General features: G+C 53.5%; 14 protein-coding genes. 5 read left to right on the forward strand and 9 right to left on the reverse strand.

Annotated features, from left to right (window positions below; translation table 11 throughout):
- The first annotated feature begins 48 nt into the window (after positions 1–48).
- On the forward strand, positions 49–573 hold the full coding sequence (locus HRQ63_RS20135) for a type 1 glutamine amidotransferase domain-containing protein (RefSeq protein WP_172246982.1): 525 nt from the start codon (positions 49–51) through the stop codon (positions 571–573).
- A 394-nt stretch (positions 574–967) separates the two neighbouring features.
- On the opposite strand, the gene ptsP is transcribed toward HRQ63_RS20135, so the two are convergent.
- The 4 genes from ptsP to aroA form a co-directional block, all read right to left on the reverse strand.
- Positions 968–2,695 (reverse strand): phosphoenolpyruvate--protein phosphotransferase, encoded by a 1,728-nt coding sequence (gene ptsP, locus HRQ63_RS20140; protein ID WP_172246983.1) that lies wholly within the window; start codon positions 2,693–2,695, stop codon positions 968–970.
- A 53-nt stretch (positions 2,696–2,748) separates the two neighbouring features.
- Positions 2,749–4,626: a glucose PTS transporter subunit IIA gene (locus HRQ63_RS20145; protein WP_172246984.1), complete on the reverse strand. Its 1,878-nt coding sequence runs from the start codon at positions 4,624–4,626 to the stop codon at positions 2,749–2,751.
- A 153-nt stretch (positions 4,627–4,779) separates the two neighbouring features.
- Positions 4,780–5,214 carry a CoA-binding protein gene (locus tag HRQ63_RS20150; RefSeq protein ID WP_172246985.1) on the reverse strand — a complete coding sequence of 145 codons (435 nt, stop codon included), beginning with the start codon at positions 5,212–5,214 and terminating at the stop codon, positions 4,780–4,782.
- A 17-nt stretch (positions 5,215–5,231) separates the two neighbouring features.
- Positions 5,232–6,524, reverse strand: a complete 1,293-nt coding sequence (gene aroA / locus HRQ63_RS20155; protein WP_172246986.1) for a 3-phosphoshikimate 1-carboxyvinyltransferase — start codon at positions 6,522–6,524, stop codon at positions 5,232–5,234.
- 107 nt (positions 6,525–6,631) lie between these two features.
- Between aroA and HRQ63_RS20160 the strand changes: the two genes are divergently transcribed.
- Positions 6,632–6,940 (forward strand): rhodanese-like domain-containing protein, encoded by a 309-nt coding sequence (locus tag HRQ63_RS20160; RefSeq protein ID WP_037289677.1) that lies wholly within the window; start codon positions 6,632–6,634, stop codon positions 6,938–6,940.
- 795 nt (positions 6,941–7,735) lie between these two features.
- Here the strand turns inward: HRQ63_RS20160 and gndA are convergent.
- Positions 7,736–9,154 carry an NADP-dependent phosphogluconate dehydrogenase gene (gndA, locus tag HRQ63_RS20165; protein WP_037289678.1) on the reverse strand — a complete coding sequence of 473 codons (1,419 nt, stop codon included), beginning with the start codon at positions 9,152–9,154 and terminating at the stop codon, positions 7,736–7,738.
- A gap of 338 nt (positions 9,155–9,492) precedes the next feature.
- Here gndA and HRQ63_RS20170 point away from each other — a divergent pair, with 338 nt between their 5' ends.
- Entirely contained in the window at positions 9,493–10,128 is a 636-nt protein-coding gene (locus HRQ63_RS20170) for a YktB family protein (protein ID WP_172246987.1), read from the forward strand.
- 62 nt (positions 10,129–10,190) lie between these two features.
- Here HRQ63_RS20170 and HRQ63_RS20175 read toward each other — a convergent pair whose 3' ends face one another.
- The gene (locus HRQ63_RS20175) at positions 10,191–10,985 is read right to left on the reverse strand and encodes an SDR family NAD(P)-dependent oxidoreductase (RefSeq protein WP_172246988.1); all 795 of its coding nucleotides are present in this window, start codon (positions 10,983–10,985) and stop codon (positions 10,191–10,193) included.
- A 198-nt stretch (positions 10,986–11,183) separates the two neighbouring features.
- The gene (locus HRQ63_RS20180) at positions 11,184–12,467 is read right to left on the reverse strand and encodes an MFS transporter (protein ID WP_172246989.1); all 1,284 of its coding nucleotides are present in this window, start codon (positions 12,465–12,467) and stop codon (positions 11,184–11,186) included.
- A gap of 462 nt (positions 12,468–12,929) precedes the next feature.
- On the opposite strand from HRQ63_RS20180, the gene HRQ63_RS20185 reads away from it, so the two are divergent.
- Complete coding sequence (locus tag HRQ63_RS20185; protein ID WP_172246990.1) at positions 12,930–14,408, forward strand: aminotransferase class I/II-fold pyridoxal phosphate-dependent enzyme; 1,479 nt, start codon at positions 12,930–12,932, stop codon at positions 14,406–14,408.
- Between the two features lie 192 nt (positions 14,409–14,600).
- Here the strand turns inward: HRQ63_RS20185 and HRQ63_RS20190 are convergent, their stop codons facing one another.
- A complete protein-coding gene (locus tag HRQ63_RS20190) occupies positions 14,601–14,927 on the reverse strand; it encodes a DUF1292 domain-containing protein (RefSeq protein WP_172246991.1) in 327 nt (108 codons plus the stop codon).
- Positions 14,928–15,152: 225 nt separating this feature from the next.
- Complete coding sequence (locus HRQ63_RS20195; RefSeq protein ID WP_172246992.1) at positions 15,153–15,701, reverse strand: stalk domain-containing protein; 549 nt, start codon at positions 15,699–15,701, stop codon at positions 15,153–15,155.
- Between the two features lie 238 nt (positions 15,702–15,939).
- Between HRQ63_RS20195 and HRQ63_RS20200 the strand changes: the two genes are divergently transcribed.
- A complete protein-coding gene (locus tag HRQ63_RS20200; RefSeq protein WP_172246993.1) occupies positions 15,940–16,668 on the forward strand; it encodes an MBL fold metallo-hydrolase in 729 nt (242 codons plus the stop codon).
- The last annotated feature ends 445 nt before the right edge of the window (positions 16,669–17,113 follow it).

Below are 17,113 nucleotides of genomic sequence, written 5' to 3' on the forward strand. Positions count from 1 at the left end.
GATCGATCTTTTTACATTACTTGCAGCTCAGAGAAAGGAACGGTGTATATGCGTCTTGACGGAAAAAAAGTTATTGCTTTGGTGGATGAGGAGTTCGAGGATTTGGAATTGTGGTATCCGATCTACCGGGTACGCGAAGAAGGAGCCGAGGTTCATCTGGCGGGAGCGGAAAAAGGCAAAACGTATATCGGCAAATACGGCGTTCCGGCAAAGACGGATTACGCTTTCGATGAACTGAACAGTTCGGATTACGACGGGATTCTGGTTCCTGGCGGATGGGCACCGGACAAGCTTCGCCGCTATCCGAAAGTCCTTGAATGGGTTCGCGAAATGCACGAGGCTAAAAAACCGATCGGACAAATTTGCCACGCGGGTTGGGTGCTTGTGTCGGCCCGTATTCTCGAAGGTGTGACGGTCACGTCTACGCCGGGCATTCGCGACGATATGGAAAATGCCGGCGCGATTTGGAAAGATGAAGCGGTTGTGGTGGACGGACATATTATCTCGGCTCGAAGACCGCCGGATCTCCCTCCTTACGGCGTCGCTTTTTGTGACGCATTGGCGGAAAGATAACAAGAAAAAGCGTTTTTTTGAAAAAGGCGCTTGGGATATCGCCGGAGTTCCTATTCGTGGGGAGAAGCTGGGACGCTGCGGGAAAAATTCTTTCAGAACGCTGTTTCACTCGGAAAAAGGATTGGATTGGGATAAGGAATTTTCCGAGTTCAAAGGCGTTTTTCACTGAATTTCTCCTTCCGCTAGAGCTTCTCATACGAATAAGAACCTGCGATATGCCGGTGCCCTTTCAAAGGGCGCTTTTTGTGTTGAGGTATTTTAGGGTAGGGAAAAGAAGTGAAATAAAAAAAGGGGCGGCGAACCGGAATGTTCGACGTCCCTTTTTTAAAGTTAAAGATTGCTTAGAAAGAATGATGGCTTAAAAGATTGGTATAAATTGGTTTGTCGCTCGCTCTCAAGGGCTTACCGGAGTTACGAAATCGGACAGCAAGCGTTCGATTTCCCCGGAGCGGGCGAGGCGGAAACTTTGGCGGCCGGTTTCGCGGGCCGATGAAGCGGTCGTGTTCAGGACACGGTGTTTGACGCGCAAAAGGGATTGGGGAGACATGCTGAGCTTTTGGATGCCCAACTCCAACCAGATCGGGATCGCGCGCTCGTCGCCGGCCATTTCGCCGCAGACGCTGACTTCGATGCCGCGGTCACGGGCTGCATTGGCGGTCATGCGCAGCATGCGAAGCACGGCAGGATGGAAAGGGTGATACATATGGGCGATTTGTTCGTTCATTCGGTCGACCGCAAGGACGTATTGGACCAGGTCGTTGGTTCCGATGCTGAAGAAATCAACCTCTTCCGCCAGAAGGTCGGCGATTGCGGCAGCGGCGGGAACTTCGATCATGATGCCGATCGAAAGACCGCGATCATAGTTCTCGCCTCGCTCGTCGAGCTGGATCATCGCTTTGCGCAATAATTCTTTGGCTTGCCGAACTTCGTCGACCGAAGAAATCATCGGGAACAGCACACGGACGTCGCCGAACGCGCTGGCTCTCAAGATCGCCCGGAGTTGGGTCAGGAAAATGTCCGGGCGGTCCAAGCAGATACGAATCGCACGGTAACCCAGAAACGGGTTGTCTTCTTCCGGCAAAGCAAAGTAATCCAACTGTTTATCTCCGCCGATATCCAGTGTGCGAATCACGACCGGATGACCGGATGCGCGCTCTGTAATACGGCGATAGATCTCGAATTGTTCTTCTTCGGTAGGAAATTCGGAGCGGTCCATGTACAGAAACTCCGTGCGGAACAAGCCCACACCCTTGGCCCCGTGTTTCATCGACGTTTCCAATTCTTTAAACGAGCTGATGTTGGCCGCCAGCGTCAACTGCTCGCCGTCGCGCGTTACCGCATCGACTTCCGCCAACAACTGAAGCTGTTCCTTTTTCCGCTGAAGCTTCAGACGCTTTTCTTCGTAAACGCGTTGGGTTTCTTGATCGGGGTCTACGAACAGATTACCTTCGTCTCCGTCGATGACTAATAATTCACCTGTTTGGAAAGGCTCCTGGCGCTTGCCTTCAAGTCCTGCGACAAGCGGAATTCCGATCGCGCGCGCCATGATTGCCGAATGCGACGTTTTGCCGCCGATCAGCGTCACGATGCCCAACACATGATTCGGATTGAGATGCACAAGCTGGGACGGAGAAAGTTCTTTGGCCACCAGGATATAAGGCTGCGTATCGGAAGGAAGCTTGATCTCCGGCGCTCCCAGCAAATGCTTCAGCAGGCGGTTGCCCACATCTTTGATATCCGCGGCCCGTTCTTTCATATATTCGTCATCAAGCAGGTCGAACATGGTGACGAAGTGGTCGATCGCTTCTTTGACCGCCACTTCCGCCGCTTTGTACTGTCGTTCGATAATCCCCCTGATTTCGCTCATGAATACCGGATCTTCCAAAATGGCAAGATGGGCATCGAAGATGCTCGATTCTTCCGGTCCCACCATTTCTTTGACTTCTTTTTTCATGTCTTCGATCTCGCAGCGGGATGTGCGAATGCCTTCGGTCAGACGTTCGAATTCGCGTGTCAGATCGACAACGTCCATCTTCTGATCCGGTATATCCCACTCCCATGTCGGCAGAACGAACGCTCTCCCTATCGCTACGCCGGGTGCGGCCCCGATACCGATTATCATCGTCCTCCCCCTCCCGTTTCTCTGTGTTTGATCGTGCTTGGACTGAAGACTATTCATTTGGAACCCGTCTCCTTGTCGTAGAGCACGACCGACATGACCGACGCTTGTCCTTTTTTGACCGCTTTGAACGGCGCGAAGCTCCAGGACCGCACGCGGTCCGGATTCGTAATCAACATCGGCGTTGCCAGCGATTTTGCTTTTTCCCGCAGCAGCGGCAGGTCGAATCGGATCAAAAGCTGTCCGGGTTCGACGATGTCCCCCACTTCGACGAATGCTTCGAATGCGCCTTCGATATGCGAGGTATCGATTCCGATATGCAGCAGCACATCGACCTCCTCGTTTGTACGAATGCCCAGCGCATGCTGCGTCGGATAAATATGCAGCACGGTACCGGCAACCGGTGATACCAACTCGTCTTTTTCCGGAATAAACGCGACCCCGTCGCCAACCAGTTTTTTCGCGAAAATCTGATCCGGCACTTCGTCAAGCGGCATCATCCGACCTTGCATCGGCGACGCGAACAGCACATGATCCAACTCGCGGTCGATCAGCTTGTTTATTTCTTCCCGGATCAACTCGGAGTAAGTACCGAACACGACCTGCACGTTGCCGCCGCCCAAGCGGATCAAGCCCGCGGAACCCAACGACTTGAGCGCGTGCCCGTCGACTTTGCGATCGCTTTTGACGGTCAGACGAAGCCGCGTGATGCAAGCTTGCACTTGAACGATATTTTCGCGTCCGCCCAGCGCCTGCAAGATCAGCGGCGCCCGATACGGAATATTGCCGGCCCAGTCTTCGAGCGTCGAACCTTCCTCGCGGCCGGGCGTCGGAATCTGGAACTTGCGAATCGCCCAACGGAACAAAATATAATAGCCCAGTCCGTAGACGATCCCGATCGGAATCAGCAGCCAGCCGTTTGTCGACAAATGGAAGTTCAATACGAAGTCGATCAATCCGGCCGAATACGAAAAACCGTGATGGATATCGAGCGCATACGTCAGCCACATCGCAAATCCGGCCAATACGGCGTGCAGCGCGAAAAGAAACGGCGACGCGAATAAAAACGCAAATTCGATCTGTTCGGATACGCCCGTCAATAAGCACACGAGCGCGGCACGTACAAACGTTTTGCGCACCTTCGGCTTCAAGTCTTCGCGTGCCTCGTGGATCACGGCCATCGCCGTTGCGGGCAGCGCAAACATCATGATCGGGAACAAGCCCGCCATGAAAAGTCCCGCAGTCGGGTCACCGGCGAAGAAACGGGGCAAGTCGCCCTGCACGATCATGCCGGAAGCCGTCTCGTAGGAACCGAATTGAAACCATACGACATTGTTGAGCAAATGGTGCAAACCGAAAGCGGATAACCCCCGGTATAAAATTCCGTATACGAACAATCCGAATCCGCCGGTGGAACGAACCTCCGAATTCAGGAAATCGATCAGTGCCTGAAGAACGGGTCCGACCGCCAGCATGGCAAAAGCGAACAACGCCGATAATAGCCCCATGAATAACAGGACAAAGCGTGATCCGCCAAAGAATTGGATCGTCTCCGGAAGTTTGAAGTCTTTGAAGCGGTTGTACAATGCGCCGGCAATCGCGCCGAGCAGGATACCGATCAGCGTCGTCGGCTGAATCTGTCCGCTTGCGAAATGATCGATAACCCTCTCGTAAATGACCATGCCCATAAGCGCTGCCAAGCCGGCATATCCCGCCTGATTGGCAAGCCCCAGCGCAACGCCTACGGCAAATATATAAGGCAGGTAGAGCAGCACGCCCGATCCTGCTACGTTCAACGCTTCGGAAACAGCCGGAAGCCCCCACGCTCCCCAGGGGAGACTGCCTGCACTGAGCAGAATAGCCGCTGCGGGCAGGACCATCGTCGGGATCATCACGGCCCGGCCGAGCTGTTGAAGCGAACCTAACCAATTCAAAGACGTCCCTCTCCTCTCTTCCCTACAAATGTTAAGCTTTGAAAGATCGTTTGTCAAAGAAATTACGAGGCTGCAAAGCAAAGAAAAAAAGAAGCGGCCGCACTGATCGAGCGCGGCCGCTTCTTCGTTCTTCATTCGACTATAATCCGCGGATCAGCGTCGGCTTCCCGCACCGGTCACGGCGTCTTCCACCTTGATGCAGCGATCCATGATGACGGTCAAGCCTGCTTCTCCGGCAATCTCGGCAGCTTCGTCGCTGAAGACGCCGGATTGCAGCCACAGTGTCTTGGCGCCTGCCGCTACGGCTTCGCGCGCAACGTCCGCGCAAAATTCGCTGCGGCGGAATACGTCCACGATATCGATCGGCTCAGGCACCTCCGCTAATGAAGCGTAACAAGTCTCGCCGAGAATCCGTTGTCCGGCGGCAGTCGGGTTTACCGGAATGATCCGATAGCCGCGCGACTGCATCGCTTGCGAAACCATATAGGACGTCCGGTCGCTTTTATCGGAAAGTCCGACCACGGCGATATTGCCTGCTTTTTCAAGCAATGCACCGATCTCGTCCCGGCTTGGGTTTTGAAAAGGCATAGATATTCCTCCTTTTCTTATTCTTTTACCCATTCGACATTTGCGCCAAGCGCGATCATGTCATCGAAAAAGCCCGGGTATGATTTGGCAACGTGATGCGCGTCGGTGATCGTCACCGGCTCGTCCGCTCTAAGTCCCACGATCGTCAGCGCCATAATGACGCGGTGGTCGTAATGCGAATCGATCCGAACGCCTCCCGCCACGCCCTGCGGACGCCCGTGCACAATAATTTCGGCCTGCTTTTCCTCGACGTCGGCCCCCGCTTTGCGCAGTTCGTTCAGATAGTCGGTAATCCGGTCGCATTCTTTGTAACGAAGGTTCTCGACATTGTAAAAACGCGAGGTTCCTTCAGCAAAGACGGCTGCCGCTACCATCGCAAGCACCGCATCGGTCGCGGCGTCGCCGTCGAATTCCAAAGCTTTCAGCCGACCGGTTCCTTTTACGACCGCGATATCGTTCTCGTGCGTCAACGGAGTTTCCATCATTTGCAGGACATCAACCACGGCGCGTTCGCCCTGCTTGCTGTTGACCGCCAAACGGCGGACGGTGACGTCGGACGGAACTACCGCGGCCGCCGAAAGGATCGCCGCGGAACCCGGATAGTCGCCTTGAACGGAATATTCGCCCGCACGGTAGGCTTGGCCTCCGGGCACGCGGAACAGCGAATAGTCTTCGTTGGCTTCGACCCGGATTCCCGCTTGCTCCAATACTTCCAGCGTTTGACCGACGACGACTTTCGATTTCAGGTCGCCGGTTACGGTAATCTCGCTATCGGCTTCGAGCAGCGGCGTCAGGAACAGCAGCGCGCTCAAATACTGCGAACTGACTTCGCCGGATACGGTGATTTTGCCGCCTTGCACGGGCCCTTTGACCGTGATCGGCAGACGGCCGCCGTTATCGTCGATCGTCGCTCCCATTTGACGCAGCGCCTCGATCAGGTCGTCATGCGGACGCTTGCCCAGAGAATCGGGATACGTATTGACGAAATGTACGTCTTCGGACAATGCCGCAACCGCGAGCAGGAAACGCAGCACCGCGCCTGCATTGCCTACATTGAGTTCCGCGACGCGTTTCGGATTGCGGCCGAAGCCTTTAATCACGATTTTCTCGTCGTCTTCTTCAAGTTCCGCGCCCAGCTCCGCAATGCAGCGGCGCATCGCGTCGCTATCTTCGCTGTGTGCCGGGAAACGTACCGTGCTTGTTCCGTCCGCAAGCGCGGCGACAAGCAGGTAACGGGTCGTGTAGTTTTTGGAGGACAGCGCCTCGATCGTTCCTTCAAGCTTTTCCGTTCGTCTGACAATCACGTCCATGACTATATTCCTCCAATTTGTCGGTCTGATTTCTATTTAAATTTGACACAAGTTTTTCCTCTTCGCTATCATGGATTTATCCCAACCGAAAGAAAGGCAGGATTGCCATGAATTCTATTGCACAAATCCAACCTTCGGAGCTGCGCGAGCGCATCGAACAAGGCAATGTACCGCTGATGATCGACGTACGCGAACCCGAAGAAGTCGCCCAGGGCATGATCCCCGGCGCCGTCCATATCCCTCTCGGCCAGTTGGCCGGTCGACTGGACGAACTCGATCAAGATCGCGAGACGGTATTTATTTGCCGCAGCGGCTATCGCAGCGAACGGGCTTGCGAATATTTGGAGCAGTCCGGATTCGACAAGGTGATTAATCTGGAAGGCGGCATGATCGCTTGGAGCGAAGACGAAGCCTGATCCGGGCGGCTTATTCGAGGATGACGCGTGAGGACGCTGCGGGATAAATTGCCAGCATAGGCTTCCGAAGTGCATTTCTTCGAAATGCTTCACAAGACGCTGTCTCACTCGGAAAACCGGAATGAAATTTAAATGGAAGTTTTCCGAGCTCAAAGGCCAACATAGCGCTAAATGTTACCGCAGGTTTTCTTCGAAATCCTGTATTTCGCTGAATTTCTCCCTCCGCTCGGCGCGTGTCCAAGAATAAGAGATTTTTTTTTAATTAAATAGCGTTACTGCAATACCATGAGGAGCCGTAGGGCTCCTTTTGTATATCAAATAAAAAAGACTGCAAAGCTTGATCGCTTCTACTACTATACATGGTTTCGCTTTTTAGTTCAATAATTAGACGCTGTGAAGCGTTAAAATATCTATGTTTAAGACCACTGATAAACAAGTTTATATTCGCGACTCGATCGCCGCTAAAAATCCCGAACAACAAAAAAACGGCGGAGGGCAGTCCCGGAAGACGGCCCCCGCCGTTTTTGCGAATTCGAACCGGGTACCATGACCGCTTAAGATGTTAGGTTACGCCCCTCGAAAACCCGCTTGAAGCGTGCGGGTTTCCGATGAACGCAAACCTTAGATTTGATGCGGTCAAGGTACTAGTAGCTTGTCTCGGATTAATGAATGGTTTCGCCCGCCTGAAACGCACTAGAACCATGCGCGTTTCAAACGAACGTAAACCTGCAATTTATTCAAGACAAGATACTAGTTAAGCGTGAACGGTTCGAAGTTGGTTTAAAAATTTAAGTCTTAGTTGTCCAGCTGCAGCCATTCGTGGTGGAACACGCCTTCTTTGTCGATACGTTTGAACGTATGGGCGCCGAAGTAGTCGCGCTGCGCTTGCAGCAGGTTGGCCGGCAGGCGTTCCGTGCGGTAGCTGTCGTAGTAAGCCAGGGCGCTGGAGAAGCCCGGAACCGGAATACCGTTCGTTACAGCCGTCGCGATGACTTTGCGCCACGAATCCTGGTAGTTCTCGACAACGTCCTTGAAGTAGTCGTCGAGGAGCAGGTTGGCAAGCGCGCCGTCTTTGTCGTACGCGTCCTTGATGTTTTGCAGGAACTGCGAACGGATGATGCAACCGCCGCGGAAGATCATGGCGATGTTGCCGTACTGCAGATCCCAGCCGTATTCGTCGGAAGCCGCGCGCATTTGGGCGAAGCCTTGCGCGTACGATACGATTTTACTTGCGAACAGCGCTTTGCGCACGTTCTCGATGAATTCTGCGCGGTCGCCGGAGAAAGCTTCCGTTTTAGGTCCGCTCAGCACTTTGCTTGCCGCAACGCGCTCTTCCTTCATTGCAGACAGGAAGCGCGCGAATACGGATTCCGTAATCATGGACAGCGGAACGCCCAGGTCGAGCGCGCTTTGGCTTGTCCATTTGCCCGTGCCTTTTTGGCCGGCGGAGTCCAGGATCACGTCAACCATGGCTTTGCCTGTTTCTTCGTCTTTTTGCGAGAAGATGTCGGTCGTGATCTCGATCAGGTAGCTGTCGAGTTCGCCCTTGTTCCAATCGCCGAAGATTTGGTGCAGTTCGTCCGTGTCGGCACCTACGACGTCTTTCAGCAGGTGGTAAGCTTCGCCGATCAACTGCATGTCGCCGTATTCGATCCCGTTGTGCACCATCTTGACGTAGTGGCCCGCGCCGCCCGGTCCGATGTACGTGCAGCAAGGATCGCCGTTTACGTGAGCCGAGATCGCCGTCAGAATCGGTTCAACCAACTCATACGCGCTCTTAGGTCCGCCCGGCATGATCGAAGGGCCTTTCAGCGCGCCTTCTTCGCCGCCCGATACGCCCGTGCCGATGAAGCGGAAGCCTTTGCCTTCCAGCTCTTCGCTACGACGTTGGGTATCAGGGAAGTAGGCGTTGCCGCCGTCGATGATGATGTCGCCTTGATCCAGGAAAGGAATCAGCTGTTCGATCGTCGCGTCCGTCGCCGGACCCGCTTGAACCATGATCAGGATTTTGCGCGGTACTTCGAGGGATTGAACGAATTCTTCCACCGAGAACGTGCCGATCAGGTTTTTGCCTTTTGCTTCCTCGACCAGATCATGAGTCTTCTGCGGGGAGCGGTTATATACCGAGACGGTAAACCCTTTGCTTTCGATATTGAGCGCCAAATTTTTGCCCATGACGGCAAGGCCGACTACGCCAATTTGCTGTTTCGACATTTTAGGTTCTCCATCCTTTGCGTATGAAATAGAGTTGCAATAATTTTCATTGTACCCGTTTTGTTTAGTAAAGTGAAGTCCTCGGGATTGGGAATACATTCAAAATGATATACTTAATCCGTGGATTTTTAAAAAGAAGGAGTTGCTTTAACGCCGCAAAGCGCGCAGGCACGCCGAAAAAGCAATTTTGTTCACCCGGAACCTTTTCCGAAAATAAAATTCAACTTCATAAACTCTTCATGTTTTCTCCGCTTGTTGGTTCCCCTTTCGCCTGTGCTATAATGGCCGATGAATCGCTTGTTTAAGCGGAATGGGTATTTTTTGAAAGGGGCATGAACATGGATTTCCAAGGTTTCGCCGAAAAAGACTTTGCTGTATTCGAAATAGAGGGACTGGAGCCTCGCATGGACGCTCTGATCGCGAATGTTCGTCCGAAGCTGACCGAGCTGGGCAATACGCTGACTCCTTTTCTGTCGGCCGCCTGCGGCGAGGAAATGTTCCCGCATGTCGCCAAACACGCTCGCCGGACGGTACATCCGCCGGCGGATACATGGGTTGCCTGGGCAGCCAGCAAACGGGGTTATAAAGCTTTGCCGCATTTTCAGGTCGGAATGTTTGCGGATTATTTGTTTATCGTGATGGCCGTCATTTACGAAAGTCCAAATAAAGCCGTGCTCGCCAAATCCTTGATCAAACACCAACGTCAAGCGCTCAATCTTGTCCCTGACGAGCTGCGCGAGCAGTTTTATTGGTCGATCGACCATACCAAACCGGGAGGCACGAAGCACTCGGAACTGGGAAAAGACGGCTTGCAAGCGATCGCGGAACGTCTCGGCACGGTAAAAAAATCCGAAGTGATCTGCGGACGTTTCCTGCAAAAGGACGATCCATTGCTCCGAGACGGAGAAGCGCTCGTAAAAACGATCGAAGATACCTTCGAGACGCTGCTGCCTCTGTATAAAATGTCCTTTTGATTCGAAAAAGACCGCTGCTCGCGCGTATCCGACATACGGTTAAGCAGCGGTCTTTTATCATTTTACATCCCTTTGAACGAACCTCCGTTGACCGGATACTCCGCCCCGAACGCGTACTCCGCCCGATCCGAAGACAGGAACACGATCATCGACGCGATGTCTTCGGGCTGTCCGATCCGTCCGACCGGCAGTTCGCGCACCTCGTCCACGAAGAATTCGATGACCTCGTCTTTCGGCTTGTCGAATTTTTCGGAGATCGCGTCGATCATTCCGCCCGGCTGGTCCCAAATATTCGTATGCGTCGGTCCCGGCGACACGGTGTTGACGCGCACGCCTTTTTCCCCGAACTCCATCGCCAACGCTTTGCCCACGCTGAGCAGTCCCGCCTTGAACGCCGAATAATCGACCGACATCGGCTGCGGCTGGCGCGCGTCTTCCGAAGCTACGCTGATAATCACGCCTTTTCCCTGCTCCAGCATATGCGGGATCGCCGCTCTCGACGTGCGCACCATGCTCATCAGGTTGTTTTGGTACGTCTCTTCCCACTGCTCGTCGGTCGTTCCGAGAAACCCGTCCAGCCTCGAATGCGAAATGCCGGCGTTGTTGATTAAAATATCGATGCGCCCGAACTTCTCGACGGCGGCTTGAATTAACTTCTTCGGTCCTTCCGCCGTACTCAAATCCGCTTCTACCGCCAATACGACGTCCTCGCCGCCGAGCTCGCGAATCTTTTCCGGATGCCGGCTCGCCCCGACGACTTTCGCTCCTTCTTCCAGGAACATTTTCGCCGTGGCCAGCCCGATTCCCGAACTCGCTCCCGTGACGATCACGACTTTCCCGTTCAAATCCAGCTGCATGCGATATTCCTCCTGTTGATTCGATTTAAAGTGTTTTACTGAACAAAACTCACCTTCTTTTTTTAACCGTTTCGGCAATATTCAATCTTGAAGAGTTCGTGGAATATAAAGGAAACAAAAAAAGCCGCCCTGTATGGCGGCTTCGGAAGCCTGTGCTGGAATTTTCCCCCCAGCGCCTCCCGTTCGTACACGGCCGAGTTACTGGGAAAGCCGGGTTGCCCGGGACATCGAAGCATGGATCAGCAGCAAGAACGCCATGGAAATCGCACTTGCCCAGAACGGGGCTTGGGGTCCGATATGGTCCCAGGTCCAGCCGCCGGCCAGAGGTCCGATGACCGTGCCGAGTCCTTGAAGCGTAAGGAATACCCCCCAGATCGCTCCCCGTTCCTTTTCAGGTACCAGTTCCGCCAAAAGCGTATTCCATGCCGGAAGAATCATCGCGAAGCCTAAACCTGCGGTCAGCACGAAGCTCCAAACCAGCAGCATGACATGCGTCGAGGCCAGTCCGCATAACGCAACCACCGCAAGCAGGAAGCCGAGGTGCAAAAACCAACGCGTCCCGAATTTGTCGACGAGTTTCCCCACGGGGATCATCCCGACGACGGCCACTCCGCCCCCTACGATGAGCAGCAGGTTGAATTGACCCGGCGTCATCCCCAGCTCGTTGCGGATATAGACGGAAATAACCGGACTTAAAATACCGATCACAAACGATTGAAGAAACATCGCCGGGTAAAGCAAAGGAGTCAACTTCAGTGCCGTCAACGCCCGAAACACTTTGCGTACGGAGTACGCCGAACGGACCGTATGGCGCTTGACGAGACGATGAACCTTTTTCGAAAAAGAAAAACCGGCATGCGGGCGACGGATCAGCTTCGGCGTCAGCGGAGCCACCATTTGGCGGGGCAGCAGTATGGCCGCGGCGGTCACGACGGCCATAACGCCCAGCAGCACCCAAAACACGACCCGGTACGTATCGCCGATAATCAGATTGGACACGACCGGACCCGCTCCGGTTCCCGCCAAGGTCGCGATCTGAATACTGGCCATTTTGGACCCGGTTCCCCCGTTCTGTTGAGCGTCCATGCTAATGATGCTCATAACGACGGGCCAGATCGGCGCCGTTCCGATTCCCAGCAGCGCGCAAGCGGTAATGAGCGAAGGTCCGGTCATGGAGAACGCGATCACCACGACCGCCGCCCAAGACAGCAGCAATCCTCCTGTAATGGTACCTCGCAGGCCCACGTGTTCAGCCATCCATCCTGCCGGACTGCGCAGCAGGTTTTCTCCCACGTACTGCAAAGAAAAAGCCAAACTGATCGTCAGTGCCGACAAACGCAACGTATCGTGCATATAGACGGGCAGTACCGCTACCAACAATGCACCTTTAACGAACTCGACCAAAAAAACGATAATCCACAAACAAGCAAACACGGAAAAAAGTTTCGGCATCGACTTTGCGCCTTCAATCCGTTTGTTCATAACCTCTTGCCCCTTTCGGGCCGCTTGCGTGGTCCTCGCAGCAGGCCTCTCCACATCCCGCGCTCTTTTGAACGCGGTTTTCTATTTATCGATCCATGCGTAACAAGTTCCTTGTGTTATTATATCGGCTCCCCTGATCAGAAGTCTAACAAGCCGGCCGACGCGTCGGACAACATAGGCAGATCATACATGTCCAACTCTTCACGAAGCTCAACAATCGAAATTCCGTTTCCTGTCGGCTCAATAGAGAAGCACCGTTTGCGTAGGAACCCGGAAAAGCTTCAATATGGGCAATTCGGGCGTTCCTCATACTGACGTTCATCTCTCCTTCTCCCCCCGCATACCCGGGTCCGCAAAATTGCCTTCTTGCAATCCGGCCCCGTTTTGCTATACTCAGTTTGTTTGATTTTTTTATTAGTGCTTCAACATACTCTACGCACACGAAAGGTTGTGACAACCCTAATGGATCATGCTCGTACTCCGCTTTTCACTGCGCTTCAGCGCCATGCGGATCAAAATCCGGTACAGTTTCACATTCCAGGTCACAAGAAAGGAATGGGGATGGATCCGGAATTTCGTGAATTTATTGGGGATAACGCCCTTTCCATAGACCTGATAAATATCGCTCCCCTTGACGATTTGCATCAGCCTATGGGCGTGATCGAAGAAGCGCAGCAGCTTGCCGCGGACGCATTCGGCGCTACGCATACCTTCTTCTCCGTTCAAGGCACAAGCAGCGCGATCATTACGATGATCCTGTCTGTGTGCGGTCCGGGCGACAAAATCATCGTCCCGCGCAACGTGCACAAGTCGATTCTCGGCGCCATCATTTATGCAGGAGCAAAACCGGTATTCATCGCGCCGGAACGCGATACCAACCTCGGGATCGATCACGGCATCACGGTAAGCTCGGTGAAAAAAGCACTGAAGCTGCACGGCGATGCCAAAGCTCTGCTCGTTATCAACCCGACCTACTACGGCGTGTGCGCGGATCTGCAGCAGATCGTCGCGTTGTCGCACAGTTACGGCGTTCCCGTGCTGGTCGACGAGGCTCACGGCGTCCTGATCCATTTCCACGACCAATTGCCGTTATCGGCGATGCAGGCCGGAGCGGACATGGCAGCGACGAGCGTGCACAAATTGGGCGGCTCGATGACGCAAAGCTCGGTACTGAACGTGAATACGCGCAACGGCTACATCAATCCCAAACGGGTACAGACGGTGATCAGCATGCTGACCACGACGTCCACCTCTTATATTCTGCTCGCTTCGCTCGATACGGCCCGCCGTCAGCTCGCGCTGAACGGATATGCGATGGCCGAGCGCGCGCTCGACTTTGCCGACTATGCGCGAAGCGCGATCAACCAGATCGAAGGCTTGTACTGCTTCGGCGAAGAAATCCTCGGCAGCGAAGCGACGTACGACTACGATCCGACCAAGATCACGGTTCAAGTGAGACGTCTCGGCATCACGGGATACGAAGCCGAGAACTGGCTGCGCGACAATCATAACATCGAAGTCGAAATGAGCGACATGTACAACGTGCTGTGCCTCATTACGGCCGGGGATAACGAAAGCACGGTCAAAGTCCTGCTGAACGCGCTGCGCGAGATGGCTCAGGAATTCCGGGGTCAAGGCAAAGCGATCAAAGAACTGGCCGTCAAGATTCCGGATATTCCGCACTTGGCTCTTCTTCCGCGCGACGCTTTCTACGGCGAGACCGAGTCGATTCCGTTCAAGGATTCCGCGGACCGCATCATCGCCGAGTTCATCTACGTGTACCCGCCGGGCATTCCGATCCTTCTGCCTGGCGAAGTGATCACGCAGGAGAATATCGACTACATCACGGATCATGTCGAGGTCGGCCTGCCTGTCAAAGGCCCGGAAGACCGCAGCGTGCAATTCGTCAAAGTTATTGTAGAACCGGGCGCGATCCGTTAAAAGGTCATGCACGGTGTCGGGAAGGCCGCTTAGGCGGCCTTTTTGCTTACGATATTCGTCCGGCTCCCCCCGTTCAGCTACAAAGCAAAAACGGCTGCCTCGATCGAGAGCATCCGTTTCAATATTTCTTATCCATATGGAAATCATGTTCGGCAATAAAAAAGCGGCCTCGCTCGGGCGGGCCGCTCCTTCTTATTCTTCGCCTTGTGCCGCAACCAGCTCATTGTAAGCCGCTTCGACTTTCGCCCATTCTTCTTCTTCCTCGATGTTGACGAGAACGGTCTCGCCGTCTTCTTCTTCGAGGCGCAGAATGAAGCCGTCGGCTTCCGGATTGTTGCGCTCAAGCAGCAATGCATAAACGTCTTCGCCGACGTCGAAAGTCTGTACGAGAACCATTTCTTTCTCGTTGCCTTCTTCGTCGCTGAATGCGACTACGATTTCTTCGTCGTGGCTATGGTCATGACCGCAATCCTCGCCGTGCTCGTGATTGTGGTTATGGTTGTGTTCATGTTCGCTCATTGTGGTAAAACCCCGTTTCTACAGCGCATACGCACAAGCCTATACGCCCTGAATTTAATAGACACAGATTATCCTACCACTTCACTTCGAAGAGGTCAATTTGCCGGAACCTGTTCGCGCAGTGCCTTGACCAAGTTAAATGTTAAGGTTACGCCCCCCGAAAACCCGCTTGAACCGTGCGTGTTTCCGATGGACGCAAACCTTAAATTGAATGCGGTCAAGCTACTAGTCGACGGCGTTGATCGTTTTTTGAGCCACCATCGAGTAGGAACCGCCGCTCTTTTTGATATAAAACTCGACGTAATATTTTCCTGCACGGCTGAAGTCATAGGTGAAGTCATACGTTTTGAACCAGAAGTTGTCTTTGCGCGAACTCAACTCCTGCGACTGAATGTCTTTCACTTCCCCGGACGGGTTGCGAATGGCTACTTTTACGGCTTCGATATCGGTATTCAGGTTGTCGATTTGCGAGAAGATATAAAATTTCAGCTTTCCTACGCTGACGTTACCGAACGGCGTATCTCCTTTGAAAAGAAAAATATCGACGTTGGGTTTCGTAAAATTCACGGTTCTCGTATTGTCGTTATACTCGGCCAAACCGTCGAACTCGCGAACGGGCACGTATGTAGTTCCGTCGATCAAGTAACCGCCCGTACTTACCGCGCTGCCGTTGATCAGAACCCGTATTTTCTGAAAAGCCGAATCGGCAAATGCAACGGAACCGCTGAGCAGCGACAAAGCCAGCGTACAGACCGCAATTCTTTTCCACCTCATTTTCCGGCGTCATCCTCTCTATGTCGTTGGAATTTTCGCAAGTCGAGGCACTTCCCCTCTGCATCGCTTGCAGGCCTTTTCATAAAGCCTTTCTTATACATGTATACTCCGCCGCCGCTGTCAAGTTGCGGTCCTTTTGTTGATTCCGGCAGGGAAATCGTCCATAATAATGCGGAAGAAACGGCATGCGTCGGACAAGTCCCGATGCTCGTCGACTACAGAAATGGGGGCATCCGCAATGAAGCTGCAAATGATCGGAACGGGAAATGCTTTTGCCAAGAAATACTTCAACAACAACGCATTAATCGAACAGGACGGATTCAAGCTGTTGATCGACTGCGGCATTACCGCGCCTCTGGCGCTGTACGAGCTGGGCATCGGCATGGAGGAGCTGGACGCGGTGCTGATCACGCATACGCACGGGGACCATGTGGGCGGCCTGGAAGAGTACGGTTTTCAGATGAAGTTCAAGCATGGACGCAAGCCGGTGCTGTACCTGGCCGATACGCTGGTCGAACCGCTGTGGAACCATACGTTATCCGGCGGGATGACGCAGGAAGGGTTGGACAAGCTCGAAGACGCGTTTGAAGTGAGGCAGCTTCGGGCAGGCGAGGTTCAGGAACTTGCGCCGAATTTATGCGTGGAGCTGCTGCGGACTCGGCATATCGCAGGGAAAAAGAGCTATTCGGTCATTTTGAACCGGGATGTGTTCTATAGCGCGGATATGACGTTCGATCGGGAGTTGCTGGAAACTTTGGTGCGCGATCGCGGGATACGGAGAATTTTCCATGAAGTACAGCTTGAAGGACCGGGGCAGGTGCATACGACGCTGGACGAGTTGTTGTCGCTGCCGGAAGAGATTCAGGAGATGACGAAGCTGATGCATTATGCGGATAATAAGGATCGGTTTGAAGGACGGGCGGGGAAGATGGGCTTCCTTGAGCAGGGGGAGGTTTATTCGATCTAAGTGCGGGGCTGGGGGCGGGGCTGCGGGGGAGTTCGTTTCGGTCGCGTGTTGCCATCGGGAAATTTAAATTGGGTTTAAATGGGGATTTCCCGATTGCAAAGGCGAACTATAGCATATGCTTCCGAAGCGCTTTTCTTCGAAATGCTTTAGCTCCTACACTGAACTCCCCTCCGCCCTGCTACGACGCTCGGATAAACGTTTAGGGATATAAAAATAAGCGATAAAAGGATCGGCGCTATTTGGCGCCGATCCTTTTATCGTTGCTTTGCTTGCTCTGTTTTGATTTTGATACACATGAGTGATGTAGGCCCTGCTCCCTATGGGAGGACGGGCAAGAACTAGGGACTCAAGATGTAACCTCTTACCTCTTACCTCTTACCTCTTACCTCTTACCTCTTACCTCTTACCTCTTACCTCTTACCTCTTACCTCTTATTAAGCATATT

It is taken from the genome of Saccharibacillus endophyticus, from assembly GCF_013185185.1.
In the GTDB taxonomy this organism is placed as follows: Bacteria; Bacillota; Bacilli; order Paenibacillales; family Paenibacillaceae; genus Saccharibacillus; species Saccharibacillus endophyticus.

Coding starts and splice junctions, on each gene's coding strand:
- HRQ63_RS20135 (WP_172246982.1), top strand. CDS start 49: ATGCGTCTTGACGGAAAAAAAGTTATTGCTTTGGTGGATGAGGAGTTC.
- ptsP (WP_172246983.1), bottom strand. CDS start 2,695: ATGATAATCGGTATCGGGGCCGCACCCGGCGTAGCGATAGGGAGAGCG.
- HRQ63_RS20150 (WP_172246985.1), bottom strand. CDS start 5,214: ATGCCTTTTCAAAACCCAAGCCGGGACGAGATCGGTGCATTGCTTGAA.
- aroA (WP_172246986.1), bottom strand. CDS start 6,524: ATGGACGTGATTGTCAGACGAACGGAAAAGCTTGAAGGAACGATCGAG.
- HRQ63_RS20160 (WP_037289677.1), top strand. CDS start 6,632: ATGAATTCTATTGCACAAATCCAACCTTCGGAGCTGCGCGAGCGCATC.
- gndA (WP_037289678.1), bottom strand. CDS start 9,154: ATGTCGAAACAGCAAATTGGCGTAGTCGGCCTTGCCGTCATGGGCAAA.
- HRQ63_RS20170 (WP_172246987.1), top strand. CDS start 9,493: ATGGATTTCCAAGGTTTCGCCGAAAAAGACTTTGCTGTATTCGAAATA.
- HRQ63_RS20175 (WP_172246988.1), bottom strand. CDS start 10,985: ATGCAGCTGGATTTGAACGGGAAAGTCGTGATCGTCACGGGAGCGAGT.
- HRQ63_RS20180 (WP_172246989.1), bottom strand. CDS start 12,467: ATGAACAAACGGATTGAAGGCGCAAAGTCGATGCCGAAACTTTTTTCC.
- HRQ63_RS20185 (WP_172246990.1), top strand. CDS start 12,930: ATGGATCATGCTCGTACTCCGCTTTTCACTGCGCTTCAGCGCCATGCG.
- HRQ63_RS20190 (WP_172246991.1), bottom strand. CDS start 14,927: ATGAGCGAACATGAACACAACCATAACCACAATCACGAGCACGGCGAG.
- HRQ63_RS20195 (WP_172246992.1), bottom strand. CDS start 15,701: ATGAGGTGGAAAAGAATTGCGGTCTGTACGCTGGCTTTGTCGCTGCTC.
- HRQ63_RS20200 (WP_172246993.1), top strand. CDS start 15,940: ATGAAGCTGCAAATGATCGGAACGGGAAATGCTTTTGCCAAGAAATAC.